Source organism: Streptomyces sp. NPDC006450, from assembly GCF_040612195.1.
Lineage (GTDB): Bacteria > Actinomycetota > Actinomycetes > Streptomycetales > Streptomycetaceae > Streptomyces.
The window spans coordinates 55,896-74,607 of the sequence record NZ_JBEXPT010000007.1; the positions used below are offsets into that span (position 1 = coordinate 55,896).

16 protein-coding genes are annotated in these 18,712 nt (G+C 72.1%); 5 read left to right on the plus strand and 11 right to left on the minus strand.

What is annotated here, in order from left to right; all coding sequences use genetic code 11:
• The first annotated feature begins 114 nt into the window (after window positions 1-114).
• Complete coding sequence (locus tag ABZY57_RS04875; RefSeq protein ID WP_356508186.1) at window positions 115-2,073, plus strand: serine hydrolase; 1,959 nt, start codon at window positions 115-117, stop codon at window positions 2,071-2,073.
• 101 nt (window positions 2,074-2,174) lie between these two features.
• On the opposite strand, the gene ABZY57_RS04880 is transcribed toward ABZY57_RS04875, so the two are convergent.
• Window positions 2,175-2,801 (minus strand): TetR family transcriptional regulator, encoded by a 627-nt coding sequence (locus ABZY57_RS04880; protein ID WP_356508188.1) that lies wholly within the window; start codon window positions 2,799-2,801, stop codon window positions 2,175-2,177.
• A 79-nt stretch (window positions 2,802-2,880) separates the two neighbouring features.
• Between ABZY57_RS04880 and ABZY57_RS04885 the strand changes: the two genes are divergently transcribed.
• Together ABZY57_RS04885 and ABZY57_RS04890 are read left to right on the plus strand one after the other, a co-directional pair.
• The gene (locus ABZY57_RS04885) at window positions 2,881-4,050 is read left to right on the plus strand and encodes an FAD-dependent oxidoreductase (protein WP_356508190.1); all 1,170 of its coding nucleotides are present in this window, start codon (window positions 2,881-2,883) and stop codon (window positions 4,048-4,050) included.
• 83 nt (window positions 4,051-4,133) lie between these two features.
• On the plus strand, window positions 4,134-4,577 hold the full coding sequence (locus ABZY57_RS04890; protein ID WP_356508192.1) for a nitroreductase family deazaflavin-dependent oxidoreductase: 444 nt from the start codon (window positions 4,134-4,136) through the stop codon (window positions 4,575-4,577).
• A gap of 93 nt (window positions 4,578-4,670) precedes the next feature.
• Here the strand turns inward: ABZY57_RS04890 and ABZY57_RS04895 are convergent, their stop codons facing one another.
• From ABZY57_RS04895 to ABZY57_RS04920, 6 genes are all read right to left on the minus strand, one after another.
• Entirely contained in the window at window positions 4,671-6,245 is a 1,575-nt protein-coding gene (locus ABZY57_RS04895) for an NAD(P)/FAD-dependent oxidoreductase (RefSeq protein ID WP_356508194.1), read from the minus strand.
• A complete protein-coding gene (locus ABZY57_RS04900) occupies window positions 6,242-8,389 on the minus strand; it encodes a serine/threonine-protein kinase (protein WP_356508195.1) in 2,148 nt (715 codons plus the stop codon). Before ABZY57_RS04900 ends, ABZY57_RS04895 begins: the two co-directional genes overlap by 4 nt.
• A 27-nt stretch (window positions 8,390-8,416) precedes the next feature.
• Window positions 8,417-9,331, minus strand: coding sequence for an oxygenase MpaB family protein (locus ABZY57_RS04905; RefSeq protein ID WP_356508197.1), 915 nt, complete (start codon window positions 9,329-9,331; stop codon window positions 8,417-8,419).
• An 86-nt stretch (window positions 9,332-9,417) separates the two neighbouring features.
• The gene (locus ABZY57_RS04910) at window positions 9,418-11,502 is read right to left on the minus strand and encodes a tetratricopeptide repeat protein (protein WP_356508199.1); all 2,085 of its coding nucleotides are present in this window, start codon (window positions 11,500-11,502) and stop codon (window positions 9,418-9,420) included.
• Window positions 11,499-13,916 (minus strand): FxsB family cyclophane-forming radical SAM/SPASM peptide maturase, encoded by a 2,418-nt coding sequence (locus ABZY57_RS04915; RefSeq protein ID WP_356508200.1) that lies wholly within the window; start codon window positions 13,914-13,916, stop codon window positions 11,499-11,501. The genes ABZY57_RS04910 and ABZY57_RS04915 overlap by 4 nt, the downstream gene beginning before the upstream one ends.
• The gene (locus ABZY57_RS04920; RefSeq protein WP_356508202.1) at window positions 13,886-14,173 is read right to left on the minus strand and encodes a hypothetical protein; all 288 of its coding nucleotides are present in this window, start codon (window positions 14,171-14,173) and stop codon (window positions 13,886-13,888) included. Before ABZY57_RS04920 ends, ABZY57_RS04915 begins: the two co-directional genes overlap by 31 nt.
• Window positions 14,174-14,310: 137 nt before the next feature.
• Here ABZY57_RS04920 and ABZY57_RS04925 point away from each other — a divergent pair, with 137 nt between their 5' ends.
• On the plus strand, window positions 14,311-14,907 hold the full coding sequence (locus tag ABZY57_RS04925; protein WP_356508204.1) for a GNAT family protein: 597 nt from the start codon (window positions 14,311-14,313) through the stop codon (window positions 14,905-14,907).
• Here ABZY57_RS04925 and ABZY57_RS04930 read toward each other — a convergent pair.
• Window positions 14,894-15,226 carry a hypothetical protein gene (locus ABZY57_RS04930; protein WP_356508205.1) on the minus strand — a complete coding sequence of 111 codons (333 nt, stop codon included), beginning with the start codon at window positions 15,224-15,226 and terminating at the stop codon, window positions 14,894-14,896. The two genes, ABZY57_RS04925 and ABZY57_RS04930, sit on opposite strands and share 14 nt — an antisense overlap.
• Window positions 15,227-15,379: 153 nt before the next feature.
• Window positions 15,380-16,852 (minus strand): sialidase family protein, encoded by a 1,473-nt coding sequence (locus tag ABZY57_RS04935; RefSeq protein WP_356508206.1) that lies wholly within the window; start codon window positions 16,850-16,852, stop codon window positions 15,380-15,382.
• A 396-nt stretch (window positions 16,853-17,248) separates the two neighbouring features.
• On the opposite strand from ABZY57_RS04935, the gene ABZY57_RS04940 reads away from it, so the two are divergent.
• The gene (locus tag ABZY57_RS04940; RefSeq protein WP_356508208.1) at window positions 17,249-17,470 is read left to right on the plus strand and encodes a hypothetical protein; all 222 of its coding nucleotides are present in this window, start codon (window positions 17,249-17,251) and stop codon (window positions 17,468-17,470) included.
• 65 nt (window positions 17,471-17,535) lie between these two features.
• Here ABZY57_RS04940 and ABZY57_RS04945 read toward each other — a convergent pair whose 3' ends face one another.
• On the minus strand, window positions 17,536-17,742 hold the full coding sequence (locus ABZY57_RS04945) for a hypothetical protein (protein ID WP_356508210.1): 207 nt from the start codon (window positions 17,740-17,742) through the stop codon (window positions 17,536-17,538).
• Between the two features lie 324 nt (window positions 17,743-18,066).
• Window positions 18,067-18,459, minus strand: coding sequence for a hypothetical protein (locus ABZY57_RS04950; RefSeq protein ID WP_356508211.1), 393 nt, complete (start codon window positions 18,457-18,459; stop codon window positions 18,067-18,069).
• Between the last annotated feature and the right edge of the window lie 253 nt (window positions 18,460-18,712).

The following is an 18,712-nucleotide window of genomic DNA, read 5'->3' on the forward strand; positions in this document are numbered from 1 at the left end:
GGGAAGAGGTTTTCTGATGCAGCGTCAGATTCTTTGCCGGCCGGTCACCGCGGGGCCCGCGTCGTGAGCGGGCAGATACTCGGGAGGGCACGACGGTGGACGGGAGGACCGGTCATGAAGACACGACGGGCAGCCGGGAACGACGGTGACACGAAGGGCTCCGGAACGACCGGCCCGACGGCGCCCGATGACGGCGACAGCACGCCCGGGGCAGAGGACGGCGGTCCCGGGGCGGACGGGGTCGGGCCCAGGGCGGAAGGCGCCGGAAGCGGGGCGGACGGCGGCGCAAGCGCGCGCGGGCTCAGCCGGCGGCGGCTCGGGGCGCGGCTGCTGGCGCTGGGCGGTGTGCTCGCACTCCAGGCCGCGCTGCCCGGGGCCGCGGGGGCCTCCGGAGGGCCGGCCGAGCGGCGCGCGCTCCAGGGGCTGCGGCTTCGGTACGGGTCCGCCCGCCAGGCCGGACTGCTGGAGAGGCATCTCGAAGGGGTGGCGGACGAGGCACGGCGCTTCCTCGGCCCCTCCCCCGAACACCCTTACTACGCCGGGGCCGTGGTCCTCGCCGGGCGGGGCCGCACGGTGGCGCTGCACCGGGCGATGGGTGACGCCGTCCGGTACGCCGACTACGACGGCCGCACCGACCGGGTCCGGGAGTTCCCCGCTGCCCAGCGGATCGCGATGGCCGAGGACACGGTCTTCGACCTGGCCTCCCTGTCGAAGCTGTTCACCTCGCTGCTGGCCGTGCAGCAGATGGAGCGCGGGCGGCTGGAGCTCGAGGCGCCGGTGAAGCGGTACCTGCCCGAGTTCACGGGCGGCGGCAAGGAGTCGATCACCGTACGCCAGCTCCTCACGCACACCTCGGGGCTGCGGTCCTGGGCCCCCTTCTACCAGGAGCCCACCCGGGCAGGTCAGTTGAGGCTGCTGTGGTCGGTAAGCCCACAGGAAACCCCGGGGACGGTCTACCGCTACTCCGACCTCAACCTCATCGCCCTCCAACTGCTCTTGGAACGGATCACCGGCCACACGCTGGACCTCCTGCTCCAGGACGAGATCACCACTCCACTCGGCATGCACCGCACCCGTTACAACCCACCGCTCTCCTGGCGCCGGGTCACGGCCGCCACCGAGGTCCAGCGCCCGCCCTGGTCCGGGCTGGACCGCGGGCTCGTCTGGGGCGAGGTCCACGACGAGAACGCGCACGCGCTGGGCGGCGTCGCCGGCCACGCCGGGGTCTTCGGCACCGCCTGGGACCTGGCAATCCTCGCCCGCACGCTCCTCGACGGCGGGGTCTACGCCGGCAAGCGCATCCTGCGCCCCGCCTCCGTCGAGCTCCTCTTCACCGACTACAACACCGCCTTCCCCGGCGACGACCACGGCCTGGGCTTCGAGCTCTACCAGCACTGGTACATGGGAGCCATGGCCACCCCTCACTCCGCCGGCCACACCGGATTCACCGGCACCTCCCTGGTCCTGGACCCCTCCACGGACTCCTTCCTGATCCTCCTGGGCAACTCCGTGCACCCCGTGCGCACCTGGCGCGCGGGCAGCGCGCCCCGCGTCGCCGTCGGCAACCGCTTCGCCCGCGCCGTCCCCGTCCGCACGAAGCACGGCGGCCCGGCCTGGTACTCCGGCATGGAGACCGGCGGCTCGGGCACCCTGACCCTCCCGCCCCTGACCCCCGCCACCGGCTCCGCCCGGCTGCGCTGCGCACTGTGGTGGGACACCGTGCCCGGCGCGGGAGCGCTGCACCTGGAGGCCTCCGCCGACGGCCAGACCTGGGAGCCGCTCCCCTTCACCACCGTCCGCACCACCGGCGGAGCCGCCGAACCCTGGCCGCAGGGTTCCGTCTCCGGCTGGTCGGGCCGCATCTGGCACCGCCTCGAAGCCCCGCTCACCGCCTGGGCCGGCCGCGAGGTCCGCCTCCGCTTCCGCCACACCGCCCAGGGCCGCTACGTGGGCCGCGGAGCCTACGTGGACATCGTGCGCGTCTCGGAACCCTCCCACCTCCTCTTCGCCGAGGACCGCCCCGCGGACGCCGCCCGCATCGAGGCGACGGGCTGGTCCCGCTCGGCGGACTGAAGGCGGCGCGCGCCACGGAGGCCCGGGCGTGGCCAAGGCCCGGCCACGACCTGGGCACGCGCGCGACCCGGAATCAGGTGCGACCTGGGCGCAGGGCGCGGCTAGGCCAGGGCCGCGTCGATCATCCTGCGGGTCACGGCCGCCAGTTCGGCGAGGTCCGGGGCGGGGCGGGTGCGGGCGAGCGCGCCCGCAAGGCGGTCGTAGAGGAGTCCGTCGGCCCACGCGACCAGGAGTTCGGCGGACTCGCCCGGCCGGGCGGCGCCGAGTGCCGCGAGGATCCCGGCGGCCCGGTCCCGCGAGCCCTGCCCGGCCCGGTGGAGCTCCGTCGCCAGCTCCGGGTTCCGGGCGGCCTCCAGGCTCAGCTCGAAGCGCGCCAGTTGCCGGGACCGCCCCGAGGTCAGCCATCGGTACAGCAGCGCGGCGAGCGCCGCGGCGACGGCGTCCCGGTCCGTCGGTGAAGGCGAAGGCGAAGGTGAAGGCGACGGCGACGGCGACGAGGTGGCGTCCCCGTCGAAGTCACCGAGGTCCAGCTCGGCCAGCCGCGCGTAGCAGGCGCCGATCAGCGCCGTCCTCGTACGGAAGTAGTACGAGGTGCTGCCCGCCGGAAGCCCGGCCGCGCCGTCGACCGCCCGGTGGGTCAGACCGCGCAGCCCGGCGGCGGCCACGAGGTCGATCGCGCTGTCCGCGATCAGGGTTCTGCGGTCGCTTCCACGCTCGGAGGAGTGCATACCGTCACTCTACAAGTGTAGAGTGACGACCATGCCCTCTACATCTGTAGAGGGCATGGGGAACACGGAGGGGACGGCCATGACTCGACGTCGAGCGCTGGTGGTGGGAGCGGGGATCGGCGGACTCACCGCGGCGGTGGCACTGCACCGTCGCGGCTGGGACGTCACCGTCTGCGAACGCGCGACGGAGCCGTCCGCCGCCGGCGCGGGAATCGTGCTCGCCCCCAACGCCCTGCGCGCCTTCGACGCCATCGGCTTCGACGCCGCCCGCGCGACGGGGCACGCCACCCCCGCCGCGATGGACCTGCGCCGCCCCGGCGGCCGCCTGCTGAGCCGCGCCGACGGCGCCGCGCTGACCGCCCGGTACGGCCGGCCCCCGCTCGCCGTGCACCGCCCGGCCCTGTCTGCGGCCCTGGCCGCCGCACTCCCCGACGGCGCCCTCCGGTACGGCACGGCGGTGACCGCCATCGAGGACGCGGACGGGCGGCCGGCCGTCCACACCTCGGCCGGCGCCCTCACCGCCGACGTGGTCATCGCCGCCGACGGCATCCACAGCCCGATCCGCCGCCAGTACTTCCCGGCCCATCCCGGCCTGCACCACAGCGGGGAGACCGCCTGGCGGACCGTCCTTCCCGCAGGCGGCCCGCCCGTGCGCGCCGCCTGCGAAACCTGGGGCCGCGGGGAGCGCTTCGGCGTCGTCCCGCTCGCCGACGGCCGCGTGTACCTCTACGCCACCGCGGTCGTCCCCGGGGGCTACCGGCCCGCCGACGTCCGCACCGAACTCCTGCGCCGCTACGGCACCTGGCACGACCCGATCCCCGCCCTGCTGGAGCGGATCGACCCGGCGGCCGTGCTCCAGCACGACCTGTACGACCTCGCCGCCCCGCTCCCCCGCTTCCACCAGGGCCGGCTGGCATGGCTCGGTGACGCGGCGCACGCCATGACCCCCAACCTCGGCCAGGGCGGCTGCCAGGCCGTCGAGGACGCCGCCGTCCTCGCGCACCTGCTGGACGGAGCCGACGTACCGGCCGCCCTGGCCGCCTACAGCGCGGCCCGCTGCGCCCGCACCGACGCCCTGCGCATCCGCTCCCGCCGCGCGGGCCGGGTCGCCGCCCTCACGCACCCGCTCGCGGTGGCCGCCCGCGACCTCGCCGTCCGTGCCACCCCGGCCCGCGCCGCGCGCCGCGCCCTGGACGACCTGTTCGCCTTCGACCTGTCCGGCGTCGACGGGTTCACGCTTCCGGATTAGGCCGGAACGCGACCGTGCCCTGTGGCGTCGACGCTCGTTGTTGTGGTTCGTTGACCGTTCAACACGAGGGCAGGAGAAGCCACATGAGCGACATCGACTGGGACAACCCGATCGACCCCAAGCCGGGATGGACCCTGGATCACGTCAAGCTGTACGTCGGTTCGGGCGGGACCGAGGGCCAGTACTGGAACAACACCCAGACCCTGCTGCTCACCACCATCGGCCGCAAGTCCGGCAAGCCGGTGCGGACCCCGCTCATCTACGGCGAGGACGAAGGCCGCTACCTCATCGTCGCCTCCAAGGGCGGCGACCCCGCGGACCCGCTCTGGTACCGGAACCTCAGCGAGCACCCCGAGGTCCGGGTGCAGGTCGGCCCCGAGGTCCGGCAGGGGATCGCGCGGACCGCGACCTCCGAGGAGCGCGCCCGGTTCTGGCCGCTGATGGTCAAGCACTGGCCCTCGTACGACGAGTACCAGACCAAGACCAGCCGGGAGATCCCGATCGTCGTGATCGACCCCGTGTCCTGACCCGCCTGAGCCGCCTGAGCCGCCTGAGCCGCCTGATCCGCCCGAGCTCCCGATCCGCACCCGGGCGCTTCCCGGGGAGGGAGCCCCGAGGCCTCAGTGCCCCAGTACCGCCATCGCCGCGTTGTGGCCGGGGACCCCGCTGACGCCGCCGCCGCGAACCGCCCCCGCGCCGCACAGCAGTACGTTGCGGTGGGCGGTCTCCACGCCCCAACGGCCTCCGCCCTCCTCCGCGTACGGCCAGGACAGGTCCCGGTGGAAGATGTGCCCGCCGGGCAGGCGCAGTTCGCGCTCCAGGTCGAGCGGGGTCTTGGCCTCGATGCACGGGCGGCCGTCGGCGTCGAAGGCCAGGCAGTCGGTGAGCGGTTCGGCCAGGTGGGCGTCGAGCTGGGCGAGGGTGGCGGCGAGCAGCACCTCCCGCGCCCCCTGGTCGTCCTTTTCGAACAGCCGCGCCGGGGTGTGCAGTCCGAAGAGGGTCAGGGTCTGGTAGCCCTGCGCCGCCAGCTCGGGCCCCAGGATCGTCGGGTCCGTCAGCGAGTGGCAGTAGATCTCCGAGGGCGGCACGGAGGGCAGTTCGCCGGCCGCGGCCTCCGCGTGGGCCCGGGCGAGCTGTTCGTACCCCTCCGCGATGTGGAAGGTGCCCCCGAAGGCCTCGCGCGGGTCGACGGAGGTGTCCCGCAGCCGGGGCAGGCGGCGCAGCAGCATGTTGACCTTGAGCTGGGCGCCCTCGGGGGCCGGCTGCGCCGGTTCCTCCCCCAGGAGTTCGGCCAGCGCGCGCGGCGAGGCGTTGACGAGCACCACCCGGCCGGCGACGCGCCCCTCGCCCGTCGCCGTACGGAAGGTCACCTCGGCCGGGACGGTCGTGCCGTCCGTGTCGATGCGCAGCGCCTCGTGCCCGGTGGCGATCTCCGCCCCGGCCGCCAGCGCGGACGCCGCCAGCGCGTCGGTGAGCGCGCCCATGCCGCCGACCGGTACGTCCCAGTCGCCGGTGCCGCCGCCGATGACGTGGTAGAGGAAGCAGCGGTTCTGTGCCAGGCCCGGGTCGTGGGCGTCGGCGAACGTGCCGATCAGCGCGTCGGTGAGGACGACCCCGCGCACCAGGTCGTCGGCGAACTCCCGCTCGACGGCCCGTCCGATCGGCTCCTCGAACAGCATCCGCCAGGCCGCCTCGTCGTCCAGCCGCGCCCGCAGTTCGGCGCGCGTGGGCAGCGGTTCGGTCAGCGTCGGGAAGAGGCGTTCGGCGGCCCGCCCGGTGGTCCCGTAGAAGGCGCGCCAGTTCTCGTACTCCCGCTCCGAGCCGGTCAGCCGCGCGAAGGACTCCCGGGTGCGCGCCTCGCCGCCGCCGACCAGCAGTCCGCCGGGGCGTCCGGCGCGCTCGACGGGGGTGTACGAGGAGACCGTGCGCCGGCGCACCTCGAAGTCCAGTCCCAGCTCGCGCACGATCTTCGCCGGGAGCAGCGAGACGAGGTAGGAGTAGCGGGACAGACGGGCGTCGACGCCCGGGAACGGCCGGGTGGACACGGCGGCCCCGCCGGTGCGGCCGAGCCGCTCCAGGACGAGGACCGAGCGGCCCGCCCTGGCCAGGTAGGCGGCGGCGACGAGGCCGTTGTGGCCCCCGCCCACGATCACCGCGTCGTACACGTCGTGCCCGAAGCCCCGTGAGGTCGTCATGGCTCTTGGTAACACACCTGGCCGAGCCGCTCCAGACAGTGCGCCTCGTCGGCGTGGGCGGCGACCGTGTCGGGATGGCCGTCGCCGAGCGAGCGCTCGCGGATGCCGGAGAGTTCCCGGTAGACCGGCAGCGCCTGGTCCCAGCGGCCCAGCCGGCCCAGTCCCACGGCGAGTTCGCGGCGGCTGACCAGGGTGTCGGGGTGTTCGGGGCCGAGCGTGCGGGCCCGCGCCTCGCCCACCTGCCGGGCTTCGGCGACCGCTTCCTCCCAGCGTTCCAGGCGCCCGAGGTTCACCCCGAGGACGTGGCGGGCCCGCAGCGTCTCCGGGTCGGCGGCCCCGTAGGCGCGGGTGCGGTCGCGGACCAGGTCCCGGAACAGGTCCAGGGCCTGGGCCGAGCGCCCGGTCCGGCCGAGCGCGATCCCGGCCTCGTAGCGTGCGGCCAGCGTGTCGGGGTGGTCGCGGCCGAGCACCCGCTCGCGTACGGCCGCGATGTGCCGGAAGGCCTCCAGGGCCTCCTCCCAGCGGTCCAGACGTCCCAGGGCGTACGCCACCTCGTACCGGGTCAGCAGGGTGTCCGCGTGTTCGGCCCCCAGGACGGCAGCCCGGTCGGCGGCCACCTCGGCGGCGGCGGCGTGGGCCTCGGCGAAACGACCGAGGGCGCCCAGCGCGCAGGCCAGGTTGTGCCGGCAGCGCAGGGTGTCGGGGTGGATCCGGCCCACGGTCCGCTCCCGGGCGGCGAGCACCGCGCGGTAGCCCTCGTACGCCTCCTGGTGGCGGCCGAGCAGGCCCGTCTCGTACGCCGCCTCCTGTCGCGCAGCCAGGGTGTCCGGGTGGTCGGGGCCGAGCACCCGGGCGCGCCCTTCGGCGACGGCCGCGTACCCGGCGAGGGCCTCCGCGGTACGGCCCGCCCGGCTCAGGGCGAAGGCCCGCGCGTGGCCGGCGTCGAGCGCGGCCGGGCCCGAGGGGGCGGGGCCGGGGCCGTGCGGGAGCCCGTAGGCGGCGGTGAGACGCGGGTCCTCGGCCGGACGCGGGCGTACGACGGTGGGCGCGGCCGGAGCCGGGGGGCCGGAAGCCGCCGCGCCCCTGGGGACGGGGCCGGTGGCGTCGGGGGCGGCTCCCGCGGACGTCGGGTGCTGCCCGCCCGGGCGTGCGGCGGTCCAGGAACCGGTGAGGACGGCCCACTCCCCGCTCGCGGGGCGGGCCTCGATGCCGGCCTTGCGCCCGGCGGTCATCCCGCCGGCCCACTCGGGCAGCGGCGGGTGCGCCCCGGTCGCCGAGCCGGGGCCGAGCCGCGCCTCGACGAGCTGCCGGTGCAGGTGGCGGGCGTCGCCCGGCCGGTCCTCGGGGCATTTGGCGAGCAGGTCGAGCACCAGCCGCTCGAAGGCGACCGGCAGTTCGGGGCGGTGCTCGCGCGGCGGCACGGGCGCGGTGTCCCGGTGGCCGACCAGCACGGACCAGGAGTCGCCGAGGTCGAAGGGCGGGGCTCCGGTGGCGATCTCGTACAGGACGCAGCCGAGGGAGTAGAGGTCGCTGCGGTGGTCCACCTCGCCGCCCGCGATCTGCTCGGGCGACATGTAGTGCGGGGTGCCCATGGCCATGCCGCCGCCGGTCAGCTTCGCGGTGAAGCCGATGTCGGCGGCCAGCCGGGCGATGCCGAAGTCGCAGATCTTCACCGTGCCGTCGGTGAGCCGCATGATGTTGGCGGGCTTCAGGTCACGGTGGACGACGCCCTGCTCGTGGGTGTAGCCGAGGGCGGCCGCCATCTGCTCGGCGATGTCGACGACCACGTCCACGGGGAGCGGGCGCGCGTCGTTGTCCTCCAGGAGCTGGCTGAGGTTGCGGCCCTCGAGGAGCTCCATGACGAGGTAGAGGGGGCCACCGGCCGCGCTGTCGTCGCCGAAGTCGTGGACGACGGTGACGCCGCGGTGCTGGAGGGAGGCGGCGACCCGCGCCTCGCGGCGGAAGCGCTCGCGCAGCACCTGGGTGAAGTGGGTGTCCTGCTCGGGCCCGATGGGCTTGAGGCACTTGACGGCGACCTGCCGGCCCAGCGACTCGTCGCGGGCCCGCCACACCTCGCCCATGCCGCCGCGGCCGATCAGATCGAGCGACCGGTACCGGCCCTGGATCAGTCTGGACTCCGCCATGTCTTGAAGTCGCCCCCGTGTGTCGTGCTATGCCCTCCCCGGCCGGTCCAGTATGGCCGCTGATGTACGCAGTGTGTACGGCGCGGGGCGGCTCCCGGGGCCCATGCGGCGCATCGCTTTCAAGATGTGACCTGGAGGCAGCTTCCAGCGCAGACCTGCGGGAATGCTGCGCAGCAGGCTACCGGTGAGACGCAGGCGGCGCGTGACGCTGCGCGGGGCCGGTGCGGGGCGGCCGTACATCTGGTGCGCCCAGGCCGGGAGGGATCCGTAGGCGAGCGCGGCGAGCGGTCGCCACACCAGGTTTCGGCCAGGGACGAGGAGGGGGTGGATGGGCGGGGCGCACAGGAAGGCGTCGACGGCGCGGGCGTCGGGTCCGGCGGCGAGCTCGGGGCGGATCCGCTCGAAATAGGCGGCCAGGGCCGCGGTGTCCCCCGGTACCCCGGACGGGTCGAGGCCGACGAGACGGGCGTTGACACGGTTCTCGGCCACGTAGCGGTCCGCCTGCGCGGCGCTGAGCGGGACCCCGGAGCGGCGCAGGACGTGCAGGAAGCTGTCGATCTGGGCGCAGTGGATCCAGAGCAGCAGTTCGGGCTCGTCCACGCGGAACGATGCGCCGGTGGCCGGATCGGTCGCCGACAGCATGGTGTGGATCTTGCGGACACGGGCGCCGGCCCGTTCGGCGGCCCCGGTGGTGCCGTAGGTGATGGTGCCGACGAAATCGGCGGTGCGCAGCAGGCGCCCCCAGGCGTCGCCCCCGCCGTTCTCCCCGCTGAAGGCGGAGCTGTTCTCCATGACCCCGCGGACCGCGCGCGGATGCAGGGCCTGGAGGTAGAGCGCGCGGACCCCGGCGATCCACATGATCGGGTCGCCGTGGCACTGCCAGGTCACGGACGACGGACCGTACAGCCCGGGGTCGGATCCGACGGCCACGGTGTCTCCCATCCCCGTACCTCCTTGCCGCTGGGACCACGGCCTGTGACTCCAGCGTACGAGGCGTACGGGCGCGACGGCCAGGGCACGCCGGGTGCTCAGTCCGCCTCGCCGCCGAGGTCCGCGAGGCGGCGCCGTGCGTCCTCCACGAGCGGGTCCTCGAGGGCGTCGAAGATCGCCACCGCTTGGGCCAGCGCCTGGCCCGCCTCGACGGGGCGGCCGGCCGAGGCGAGTTGTTCGCCCAGGTCGAGGAGCGAGCAGGCCAGTCCGAAGCGGTCGCCGACGCGTCGGCGTACGTCGACGGCCTGTCGGTACCACTCGATCGCCTCGCTCGTCCGGCCGGCTGTGCGGCACACGTCTCCGAGCCCGTGCAACGCCTTGCCCACCGTGGGCAGATCGGCCGTCGCCCGTGCTCCGCCGAGCGCCCGCTCGAACTCGGCGTACGCCTGGTCGGGCCTGCCCAGGTCGAGTTCCAGTGCGGCGATCTCGGTCAGGGCGATCGACACGCTGCGCTGGATACCGCACTCCCGGTGGATGGCCAGTGCCTGGCGCTGCTGTTCCAGCGCCTCGGCGGGCCGTCCCAGCAGACGCAGGGTCCAGGCCACGTTGTAGATGCAGGTCGCCTCCCAGTGGCGGTCCCGGATCTCGCGGCTGATCCCCAGCGCTTCCGTGAAATGCCCGAGCGCGTCCTCGTGGCGTTCCAGGTCGGACTCCGCGCCGCCGACGCAGATCAGCCCCCATGCCTCGGCCCACCGGTCATCCTCCCGGCGGGCCGCGTCGACCGCGATCGCGGACAGTTCCAACCGGTACGTGTCGCGCCGCTGCAAACGCAGGAAGTAGACCAGCGCCACCGGCAGTTTCCATGCCACGTCATCGAAGCCGAGTTCGACGGCCTGATGGACGGCGCGGACGAGACTCGGGAGTTCGCCATCGCACCAGGCGATGGCCTCATCGTGACCGGAGAACGGCGCCGGTCCCCGGTCCGTGTCGTGGTCCAGCGGCACGTGCTTCCGGTCAGGAGCCAGAACACGGTCGCAGGCGTCCACCATCCGAAGGTAGTACGACAACTCGCGGCGCAGCGCGCCCTGTCGGTCCCACGGCGTTTCCTCCTCCTCCACGCGCTCCCCTGCATAGTCGCGGAGCAGGTCGTGGTACCGGTACCGCCCTCCTCCCGTTGCCTCGAGCATGTTGAGGGCATCCAGCTTGTCGAGGATGCGCCGGGTTTCGTTCTCGGGGCGGTCGATCAGTGCGGCGGCTGCCGGGACGGAGAAGTCGGGACCGGCGTGGAGGGCGAGCAGGCGGAAGGCTCGGGCAATCGTCGCGGGCAGTCCTTGGTAGGACCACGAGAGCACCATCCGGGCATCCATCCCCTCATCCAGTGTGGAGAGCGCGTCGAGTCGGTCGCCGTCGCGCGCCAGCTCTGCGACCGGCCCGCTCAGAGACGGGGCGTCGCTCGCTCTTTCCGCCACGATCCTGATGAAGAGCGGCATACCGCCGCAGCGGAGCACGAGTTCGGTGGCGGCCCGTGTGTCCCGGTGCCGCGAGAGGCGCTCCACCAGGAGAACCGCCTCGGGAACGTCGAGCGGCCTCACGGGCAGGGGCGTGGCCCCGTCCACCGCGGTCAGACTGCCGAGGCGGTTTCTGCTGGTGACGAGCGTGAAGCAGCCCGGCGACGACGGAAGCAGCGGCCGTACCTGTTCCGCACTCCGCGCGTTGTCCGCCACGACCAGCAGGCGTTTCCCGTGGGCCAGCGAGCGGAACAGCGCCGCCATGGCGTCCAGATCGTCCGCCACCCCGTCGACCGATGCGTTCAGGGCGTGCAGAAAGCCGTGGAGGACGTCCTCGGGCCGCAGCGGGGCCCGTTGGTCGTAGCCGCAGAGGTTGACGTACAACTGGCCGTCGGGAAAGGCGTCTTGATGCTCGTGCGCCCAGTGCACGGCGAGGCCGCTCTTCCCCACCCCGGCCGGGCCGGAGATCATGGCGATGCCATTCCCGGCCACGGCCAGCTCGTCCAGCCTGTGCAGCGCGTCGCTGCGGTTCGTGAAGTGGGTTACCGCCCGCGGCAGTTGCCTCGGTACCGGCAACACCCTCGGCCCGGTGTTCACGCCGCCGTGGATGGTCGCGGCAAGGACGACGTTCCCGGCCTGTCCGGCGTAGGTGTTGGTACCGCCGTCTGCGGTCATGGGCCTTCTCTCCGGGTCCGGCTGTTCGTACGTGTCCCGCCCGTACCTGGTCGTCCGGGCGGTACGCCCCGCACCCCGGGGCGGCCGTCGGCGGACAGCCGGTCGAGGGCGGCCCGCAGGCCGGCCGTGAAGCGGACGCCCGCTGCTTCCATCGGCACCTGGGCTGCCAGGGCGTCCACGGTGATGTCTGCCCGGTTCAGGTACCGCCGGAACGCGGCCGCGGCTTCCTCCTGCCGCTCCGGAGCGGCTCCGCGCGGTAGCTCCGCGGAACGCGCACCCCACAGCTCCGCGAGGGCCACGTGGGCGTAGAGACCGTGGAGGACCTGCCGGGCCGGCAACGGCTCGGGCCGCCACGGTACGGACAGCCGGGCGGCGTCCTGCGCCGTGAAGAACGCGTACGCGTCCAGCAGTGCGGCCAGCTTGGTGTGCTGGAACTCGCCCAGCAGGGCAGCGGCCGGGTCCGGGCCTGCCCTCCCCTCAGGCCTCCGTCGCAGGCCCAGGCCGACGCCGCCGAACGCGCGCCTCGAAGGGCGGTCACGGACACCGGGCTCCGTCTCCGCGTACCGGAGCGGGACGACCGCACGCAGTCCCGCTCTCATCGTCGCTGCGTAGGCGGGGACCAGCCGCGCGAGTTCACTTCCCGCCCCGGCGAGCGCGGTCCTCCAGGTGTCCCACTCGGGTGTGGCCAGGCGGCCGAGAGCGGGCCGGTCCTCGTCGGCGCGGTAGGGGTCGAGGTCCTCGACGGCAACGGGGAGCGAGGCCGCGGTCAGCCGTCTGATCACGAGCGGCCCGCCACCTGCCGGGTGGCCGTCCCCGAGCGACACGACCGCGGTGGGCCCGTCGCCTCGGACCCGTAGCGCGCCCACGCCTGGCAGATGGACCAGCCCGGCTCTCACCGGTAACGGCAGGCTCACGTCCACGCCGGCCCGCCAGGCGACGGCAGCCGCGACGCCGGCGATGTGCGCTCTGTCCCGTTCACCCTCACCGAAGCCGACGGGGCGCCGGCAGCGGTCCGCCCACGCCTGCACGAAAGGGTGACGAAGGACGTCCCGGGTCTCGGCCGGATGACGCTTCTCCAGCTCCAGCAGCAGGTCCCAGCCTTCGGAGGCCGCAGCTCCCAGGGGCGACCGGCCGGCCGGCCGAGCGGCCGTGCCCGCCACCAGGGTCTTCGTCAGGATGAGTTGCATCTCCTGGAGCGCACGGACGCCTTCTGCGGTCCCCGCCCCTGCCGCGAACGCCTCGAAGGCGCCTGCCGGCAGGTGGTCGGTGACGCGGCGCCGTCCACCGGGGCTGGCAGCGGCCGGGCGCCCGGCGTGCGCCGCCGGCACCTCGGTCGCCAGGACCAGGAGGTCGGCGCAGTACACCGACGGGTTGTCGAAACCGCCCGCGGAGCTGTAGCGGTGGGCGTAGAGACCGCCACCGCAGGTCCGCATCACCGGGCAGGCCATGCAGGTCGCGCTCAGCTCCGCATGGCGCTCGTTCCGCGCGGCGATGCCGGGGTGGGACATGAGGCTGTCCAGGCTGTGGGTGAAGACGGACATGCCGGTGGCGGGTGCGCCCGCATAAGCGGTCTTCAGGGAATCGGCCTGCTCCCACGAGCCGTCGGTGTCCACCACCGCGAGGGTGACCGGTCTGAGCCCCACCGCTTCACTTCCGCTGGGTTCGCCCCGGGACGCGGCCGTCAAGGCGTCGAACAGCCGGATGGGAACCGGCGCCCCGTCGGCGAGCCAGCGGGAGTGGACGCGGCCGAGCCAAGCGGCATAGGGAGCCGGTGATTCTCCGTGGCGCGGTGGCGGATTCTCCCAGGTCGCATGGGGGAACAGTAAGTCCACCCGGGGTGGCGACTCCGCCAGTATTGCTTCGTACACCGCGATCGGGTCGTTCGCCAGATCTACTGTGCACAGAATCCCGCCGTAGAGATGACGGAATTCAGGACGCCTCAGCAGCTCGAGGGCCCGGAGGACCCCGGTATGACTGCTGCGGCCGCTCGCATATCGGCGGTGCCGGTCGTTGGCCGTCCGGTCACCGTCGAGCGAGACCCCGACCTGGATGCCGAGTTCGTCGAACAGCCTGCAGAATCTTTCGTTGAGCAACACGCCATTGGTCTGCACCTGAAGCCCGAGCCGGAATTCACCACCGACGACGTCGCGCAGCGTGAGGGCGATCTCCCGCAGGCGTTTCGTTCCGAGAAGGAGCGGTTCTCCGCCGTGGAGGCTGATGCGAACCACGGAGAGCTGATGACGACGACCGTGCTCCGCGATACGCGCCGCCGCTTGAGCCACCACTTCCGGACTCATCGTCCGCGGTTTCTCGCGCCAGCTCTGATCTGCGTGCTCGTAGACATAGCAATGGTCGCAGGCTAGATTGCAGCCGCCGTGTACCTTCAGGACGAATTGGTCGATGGCAGGAGACACTCATCGCCGCCGATGGAAGATTGGAAGGACGCCCTCACCTCAGGCACGACGGGATGGAAGATCAGCGAATCGCCAGAGATTTCCGATGAGAATGCCGCCCTCCGCTCGGGAATCTCGGGAATCTCGGGATTGAAGATCAGCGAACGGAATTCAGCAGCCGTGACGGCCGAATCGGAGACAAGCCTCGACAGGGTGAGATTCCCGATGTCGGGGAGGGGCCGCCCGGCGGGGTCGCTCATGATCACCTTTTCTGTCATAGCGGAAGGCATGATCCATGAAGGGTGCACACAGGCTCGCTCACGCGGAGGACCGCGGGCCTCAGAATAGCATCCGACTATCCACATTCCCAGGTTTGTTGGATACATCCGATCCTGATCGGCGTACACTCGGGCCGATGATTATCGAATCGGCACAGGGGTCACAAGTAACCCTCCGGGCGGTGACGGCGGAGGACCGGGAAAGATTCGTCGAACTGGCGCGGATGAGCGCCGACCTCCATCACCCATGGGTGGTGACGCCGTGTACGCCGGGTGGATTCTCGGCCTACCTGGCGAGGGTCGACGGAGGGACCGCCGTCGGCATGGTGGTCTGCCTCAAGGACTGCGCCGACCTGGTCGGGACGATCAGTATCAGCGGCATCGTCCGAGACCCCTACCACCGGGGCGTGCTCGGTTACGCCGCGTTCCTGCCCTACGCGGGCCGGGGCTACATGTCCGAGGGGGTCGCACTCGCGGTGCGCTACGCCTTCGACCAGTTGGACCTCCACCGCGTGGAGGCCGACATCCAACCCGGAAACACCGCCTCGCTGAAACTCGTCCGGCGACTCGGCTTCCGGAAGGAAGGCGTCTCACCCGGTTTCATCAAGATCGGCGGAGTGTGGCGCGACCACGAACGCTGGGCCATCACGCGAGAAATGAGGCTCCCCCGGGTCCCTCACCAGCAACCCGGCTGTCCGCCGGAGAGCGACGGGGTGCACGTCATTGGATCGTGAACCCGCCGTGGATGTCACGGGTCATGACGACGTTCTCGGCCTGACCCTGGAACGAATTGACGGCGCCGCCGTTCGTCACCTGGCTCCACAGGTCCTGGCATTCCTCGCGGAACGCGGGGTCGCGCGTGAACTCCTCGCCCAGGGCGGCCGAGAGCTCTTCCTGGGACTCCATATCGGGCACAGTGCCGTTCGGACGGCCGGCGAAGCGCTCCCTGATTCTCCGCAGAAGGGCCGCCGAAGCGGCCCCCGCAGACTCACCTGCTCCGGTGGCGACACCGGCGGCGAGGGCTCCGGCGATGGCGAGGGACAGAGGGTCCATTCGAGTCCTCCACGGTGAAGGTGGCCCGTCCATCATGAGGCCGTGGCCCGACGGATGCCAGAGGGCCTCACCCGCGCAAACTCATCCTGCACCGCCAGGACTTCACCGAGGGGGCCCGTCGGCGGTCGGGCCGGCCGACGGCGTGCGGGTCGGTCAGTGGGTGCGGAGACTGGTGGTGTACACGTCCGTACGGTTCTGTGGTGCGCCGGAGTTGGTCTCGGTGAGCACCGCCCGTACGCCCTTGCCGTCCGCCACCAGGCCTTGGTAGTCGCCGAGGAAGTAGCCCCCGGCGAACGGTGCCTGCAGCCAGTCGAAGATCCGCGAGATGCGTCGCTCGGTGCGGCGCTCCGGGTCCCCGTGCGGCAGGGTGGCCAGCTGGTAGGCGGTGGGCAGGGTGGTGGTGTCGCCCGGCTCGAGGAAGCGCAGGTCGTAGTAGGTGAGTGCGACCGTGCCCCGCTCGTCGACCGCGATCGACGGGGAGAAGGCCGGCACGCCCTTCGGGCTGATCAGCTCCGGAGGTCCCCAGCTGCGTCCCCCGTCGGTGGAGCGCACCAACTGGACCGAGTCGAACCTGCCGCCGGAGAAGTCCGAGCCCTCGTACGCCATGTAGAGCGTGCCCGTCTTCGGGTCGACGGCCGGGCTGGGCAGGGTGGACGCGGCGCGCAGCAGTCTGGTGGGGTCGTTCGGGTCGACCTCCGGTACGGAGGTGTCCCGGGCCACGATGACCGGGGCGCTCCAGGTCTCTCCGGCGTCGGTCGAGGTGACCACCTCGTAGCGGGCTTCGACGACGGTGCTCAGGTCGTCGGAGTAGGTGATCCGGTCGAAGAAGTCGTACAGGGTGCCGGTGTGCCGGTCGACGACGATCAGATGGCCGATGGTCTGTGTGTTGGGCACGCTGCCGGTGTCGACGAAGGGCCGGGCCCTGCTCCAGGTGAGGCCGCCGTCGCGGGTGACGGAGATGTAGCCCGGGCCGTCGAGGGAACCGGGGCCGGGAGGGTCGTTGTCGAGGCGGTTCCACACCTGGTAGGCGGTGCCCTTGCGGATCGGGTCGGCGGTGAGCGAGGGCTTGTCGTTGAAGAACGGCTGCTCGTCGACGTGCGTGGTGGTGAGGTTCTGCCACGTACGGCCGCCGTCGCGGGACGTGGCGGCCAGGAGGCCCGTGCGCGTGCTCTTGGTGAAGTCGACGCCCTCGCCGCTCGCGTACACGGTGCCGTCCGGTCCGGTGCTCACCCAGGGGTCGGTGGCCCGTTCGAAGTCCGCTCCGCCCGGGGCACAGAGGCTGAACGGCAGCGTGCTCCGGTGGAAGGTGCGGCCGTCCGTGGTCCAACTGGCCACCAAGCCACGGGCGCCGCCGTCGTTCCAGCGGTCCTGCTGGAACACGGTGACCACGCGCTCGGAGTCGCGCGGATCGACGGACACGTACGGCTCGACCTCGGTGCCCGGGTAGACGATGCTCTCGGGGGACCTCGCTCCGATGGTGCAGTGCGCGTACGGGTCGCCGTGGGACACCTTGACCAGTGGTGTGCCGTCGGGGTTCCGGCCTGCCGCGGCGGGAGTCGCGCCGGTGACGGTGACGAGCAGGAGCGCGGCGGTGGTGACGGCGGTCAGGGGCAGGACGACGTGCATGCGGGATCTCCTCCGGGCCTGTCGGCCAAGGCACGGGACCGCCGTCATCGGGGCGGCCTGGGGCACGGAGGCGTACCGGAACGCGAGGGTGGGCGACTCCGCTTGGTCCTCTTCGGCGTCGCAGCAGGCACCCTTGATGGGCCGAACGACGGAGTCGTCCCCGGGGCGTCGGGGAGCACGACGGAGCCGACCGGCGGGTGCACCGTGCCGGTCGGCTCCTTGGCCGTGCTGTTACGGCGGGATGACCTACTCGCCCTCTTCTCGTCGGTCACTGCATGACGACACGGCCGAGGCCCTTCAGGACGGCGGCAGCCTGGTGTTCAGGACAGCGCGGACCGCCTCGAAGCGGTGGAAACTCTGACTTCGAGACGGTCCGCGCCCACCCTCGGGAACGCCGTGGAGATGAATTCGCCTGCGCCCTCCTCTGCTACCGCCACTGCGTGCAGCAACCTGGATGACATTCCGCAAGCGGGTCCTCTCGGCATCCTGCATCGGAAGCTCTTCGACCTGGAACAGGTCCTGCCAGAGCTCGACGAAGCAGACAGCCCCCGCTTGTGGCGGCTATGGCACGAGATGATCCGCGTCATCGCCGATACCGATCCGCACGTCACCGACTGAGGACGTCTTCTCAGCACCGCACGGATGCACCGGCCGGACTGGTTGCCCGGCCGTGCGCCAGCCGGTCAAGTGATCGCCGACTTGGTCCCGTCAGGCAGTACGCAGGAGTCGCCCGCGTAGGGCTGGGAAACGATTTGTCCGCCGGCGGCCGTGCACTCGTCCCTGGAGATGTTCGGAGACGAGGCGGCCCCTGCGCTGACAGCGCCGACTGCGCTCATTCCGGCAAGGGTTGCCGCGGCCAGGGCGAGGCCCAGGATTCTTCGCATGCGCATGACTTCCTCCTCCTCTCAGGCGCCCTCGTTCGGCCTTCGGGAAGGACAAGTCTCATGACGACGGCGCCCTCTTACTCAGCATGGGCGCTCCGCATGGGGCCCGCGAGGCGAGGGTGGCCACCACGCCCGGGCGGTGACTGCCCGGCTCCGGAGAGGCACAGCCTCGACCGGCCGCGTCGGTGGAAGCGGGGCGGCGCCGTACCTGCCTCGGGCCGGTGCGGACGGGTGGGAATCGGCGCTGTAGTTGGCCCCCTACGCCGAGTAGAGCGCGCAGTGGGCGGGCAGGCAGGGCCACTCCCGCTCGAACAGTGCGCTGTTCGCATGTCAGGCCGTTACTGGCCTGCGGCCTCGGTCGGCCATGCGGACAGAGACCATGAGTAGCAGCAATGGGGCGGTGATGATGACCAGTGGCCACATCTCCACCACGATGGCGCTCACGAGCAGAGAGGCCTGGAGAACGCACGCCACCTGAGCCCGGCGGCCTGGCAGAACGTCCGTGAGGAACGAACGCATCAGGCCCAGCAGATACCAAACGCTCGCGATGAGGAAAATGAGACCCGCGACCGCGGCCACAACGGCGTAGCCGACTCTCTCCCCGGTTCCGGGATCACCTTCTTCATAGGCGTGCGGACCGAGTCCGCCGATGAGCAGCGGAGCGAAGATAAAACATATACCAGCAACCAGGATTGCTTGGAGAAGGACCAGAACCGACTCCACTACCAGCAGGATCCTACGGGCTCGGCTCATGGATCTCCTTTCTCATAAGTTGCGGGGAGCTTAGTACCGCAGGTGTTGCAGGGTGCCATCGGGGGTGGTCCATGGCGTGGTGTCGATGAGCGAGTTCCTTGGACACCTTCGGCGGCTTGGGGCGCATTTCGCGACGATAAGCGGATCCCTTTGCCGCTCAGACCTCATCTGCCAGGCCATGCACGCGTTCGATGAGCAGTGACGACAGGGCGCCGACCATTCC

Excerpts from the sequence above, each read along its gene's own strand:
- ABZY57_RS04885 (WP_356508190.1), top strand. The coding sequence starts at position 2,881 with ATGACTCGACGTCGAGCGCTGGTGGTGGGAGCGGGGATCGGCGGACTC.
- ABZY57_RS04895 (WP_356508194.1), bottom strand. The coding sequence starts at position 6,245 with ATGACGACCTCACGGGGCTTCGGGCACGACGTGTACGACGCGGTGATC.
- ABZY57_RS04930 (WP_356508205.1), bottom strand. The coding sequence starts at position 15,226 with ATGGACCCTCTGTCCCTCGCCATCGCCGGAGCCCTCGCCGCCGGTGTC.
- ABZY57_RS04905 (WP_356508197.1), bottom strand. The coding sequence starts at position 9,331 with ATGGGAGACACCGTGGCCGTCGGATCCGACCCCGGGCTGTACGGTCCG.
- ABZY57_RS04925 (WP_356508204.1), top strand. The coding sequence starts at position 14,311 with ATGATTATCGAATCGGCACAGGGGTCACAAGTAACCCTCCGGGCGGTG.
- ABZY57_RS04910 (WP_356508199.1), bottom strand. The coding sequence starts at position 11,502 with ATGACCGCAGACGGCGGTACCAACACCTACGCCGGACAGGCCGGGAAC.
- ABZY57_RS04900 (WP_356508195.1), bottom strand. The coding sequence starts at position 8,389 with ATGGCGGAGTCCAGACTGATCCAGGGCCGGTACCGGTCGCTCGATCTG.
- ABZY57_RS04890 (WP_356508192.1), top strand. The coding sequence starts at position 4,134 with ATGAGCGACATCGACTGGGACAACCCGATCGACCCCAAGCCGGGATGG.
- ABZY57_RS04945 (WP_356508210.1), bottom strand. The coding sequence starts at position 17,742 with ATGCGCATGCGAAGAATCCTGGGCCTCGCCCTGGCCGCGGCAACCCTT.
- ABZY57_RS04935 (WP_356508206.1), bottom strand. The coding sequence starts at position 16,852 with ATGCACGTCGTCCTGCCCCTGACCGCCGTCACCACCGCCGCGCTCCTG.
- ABZY57_RS04880 (WP_356508188.1), bottom strand. The coding sequence starts at position 2,801 with ATGCACTCCTCCGAGCGTGGAAGCGACCGCAGAACCCTGATCGCGGAC.
- ABZY57_RS04875 (WP_356508186.1), top strand. The coding sequence starts at position 115 with ATGAAGACACGACGGGCAGCCGGGAACGACGGTGACACGAAGGGCTCC.
- ABZY57_RS04920 (WP_356508202.1), bottom strand. The coding sequence starts at position 14,173 with ATGACAGAAAAGGTGATCATGAGCGACCCCGCCGGGCGGCCCCTCCCC.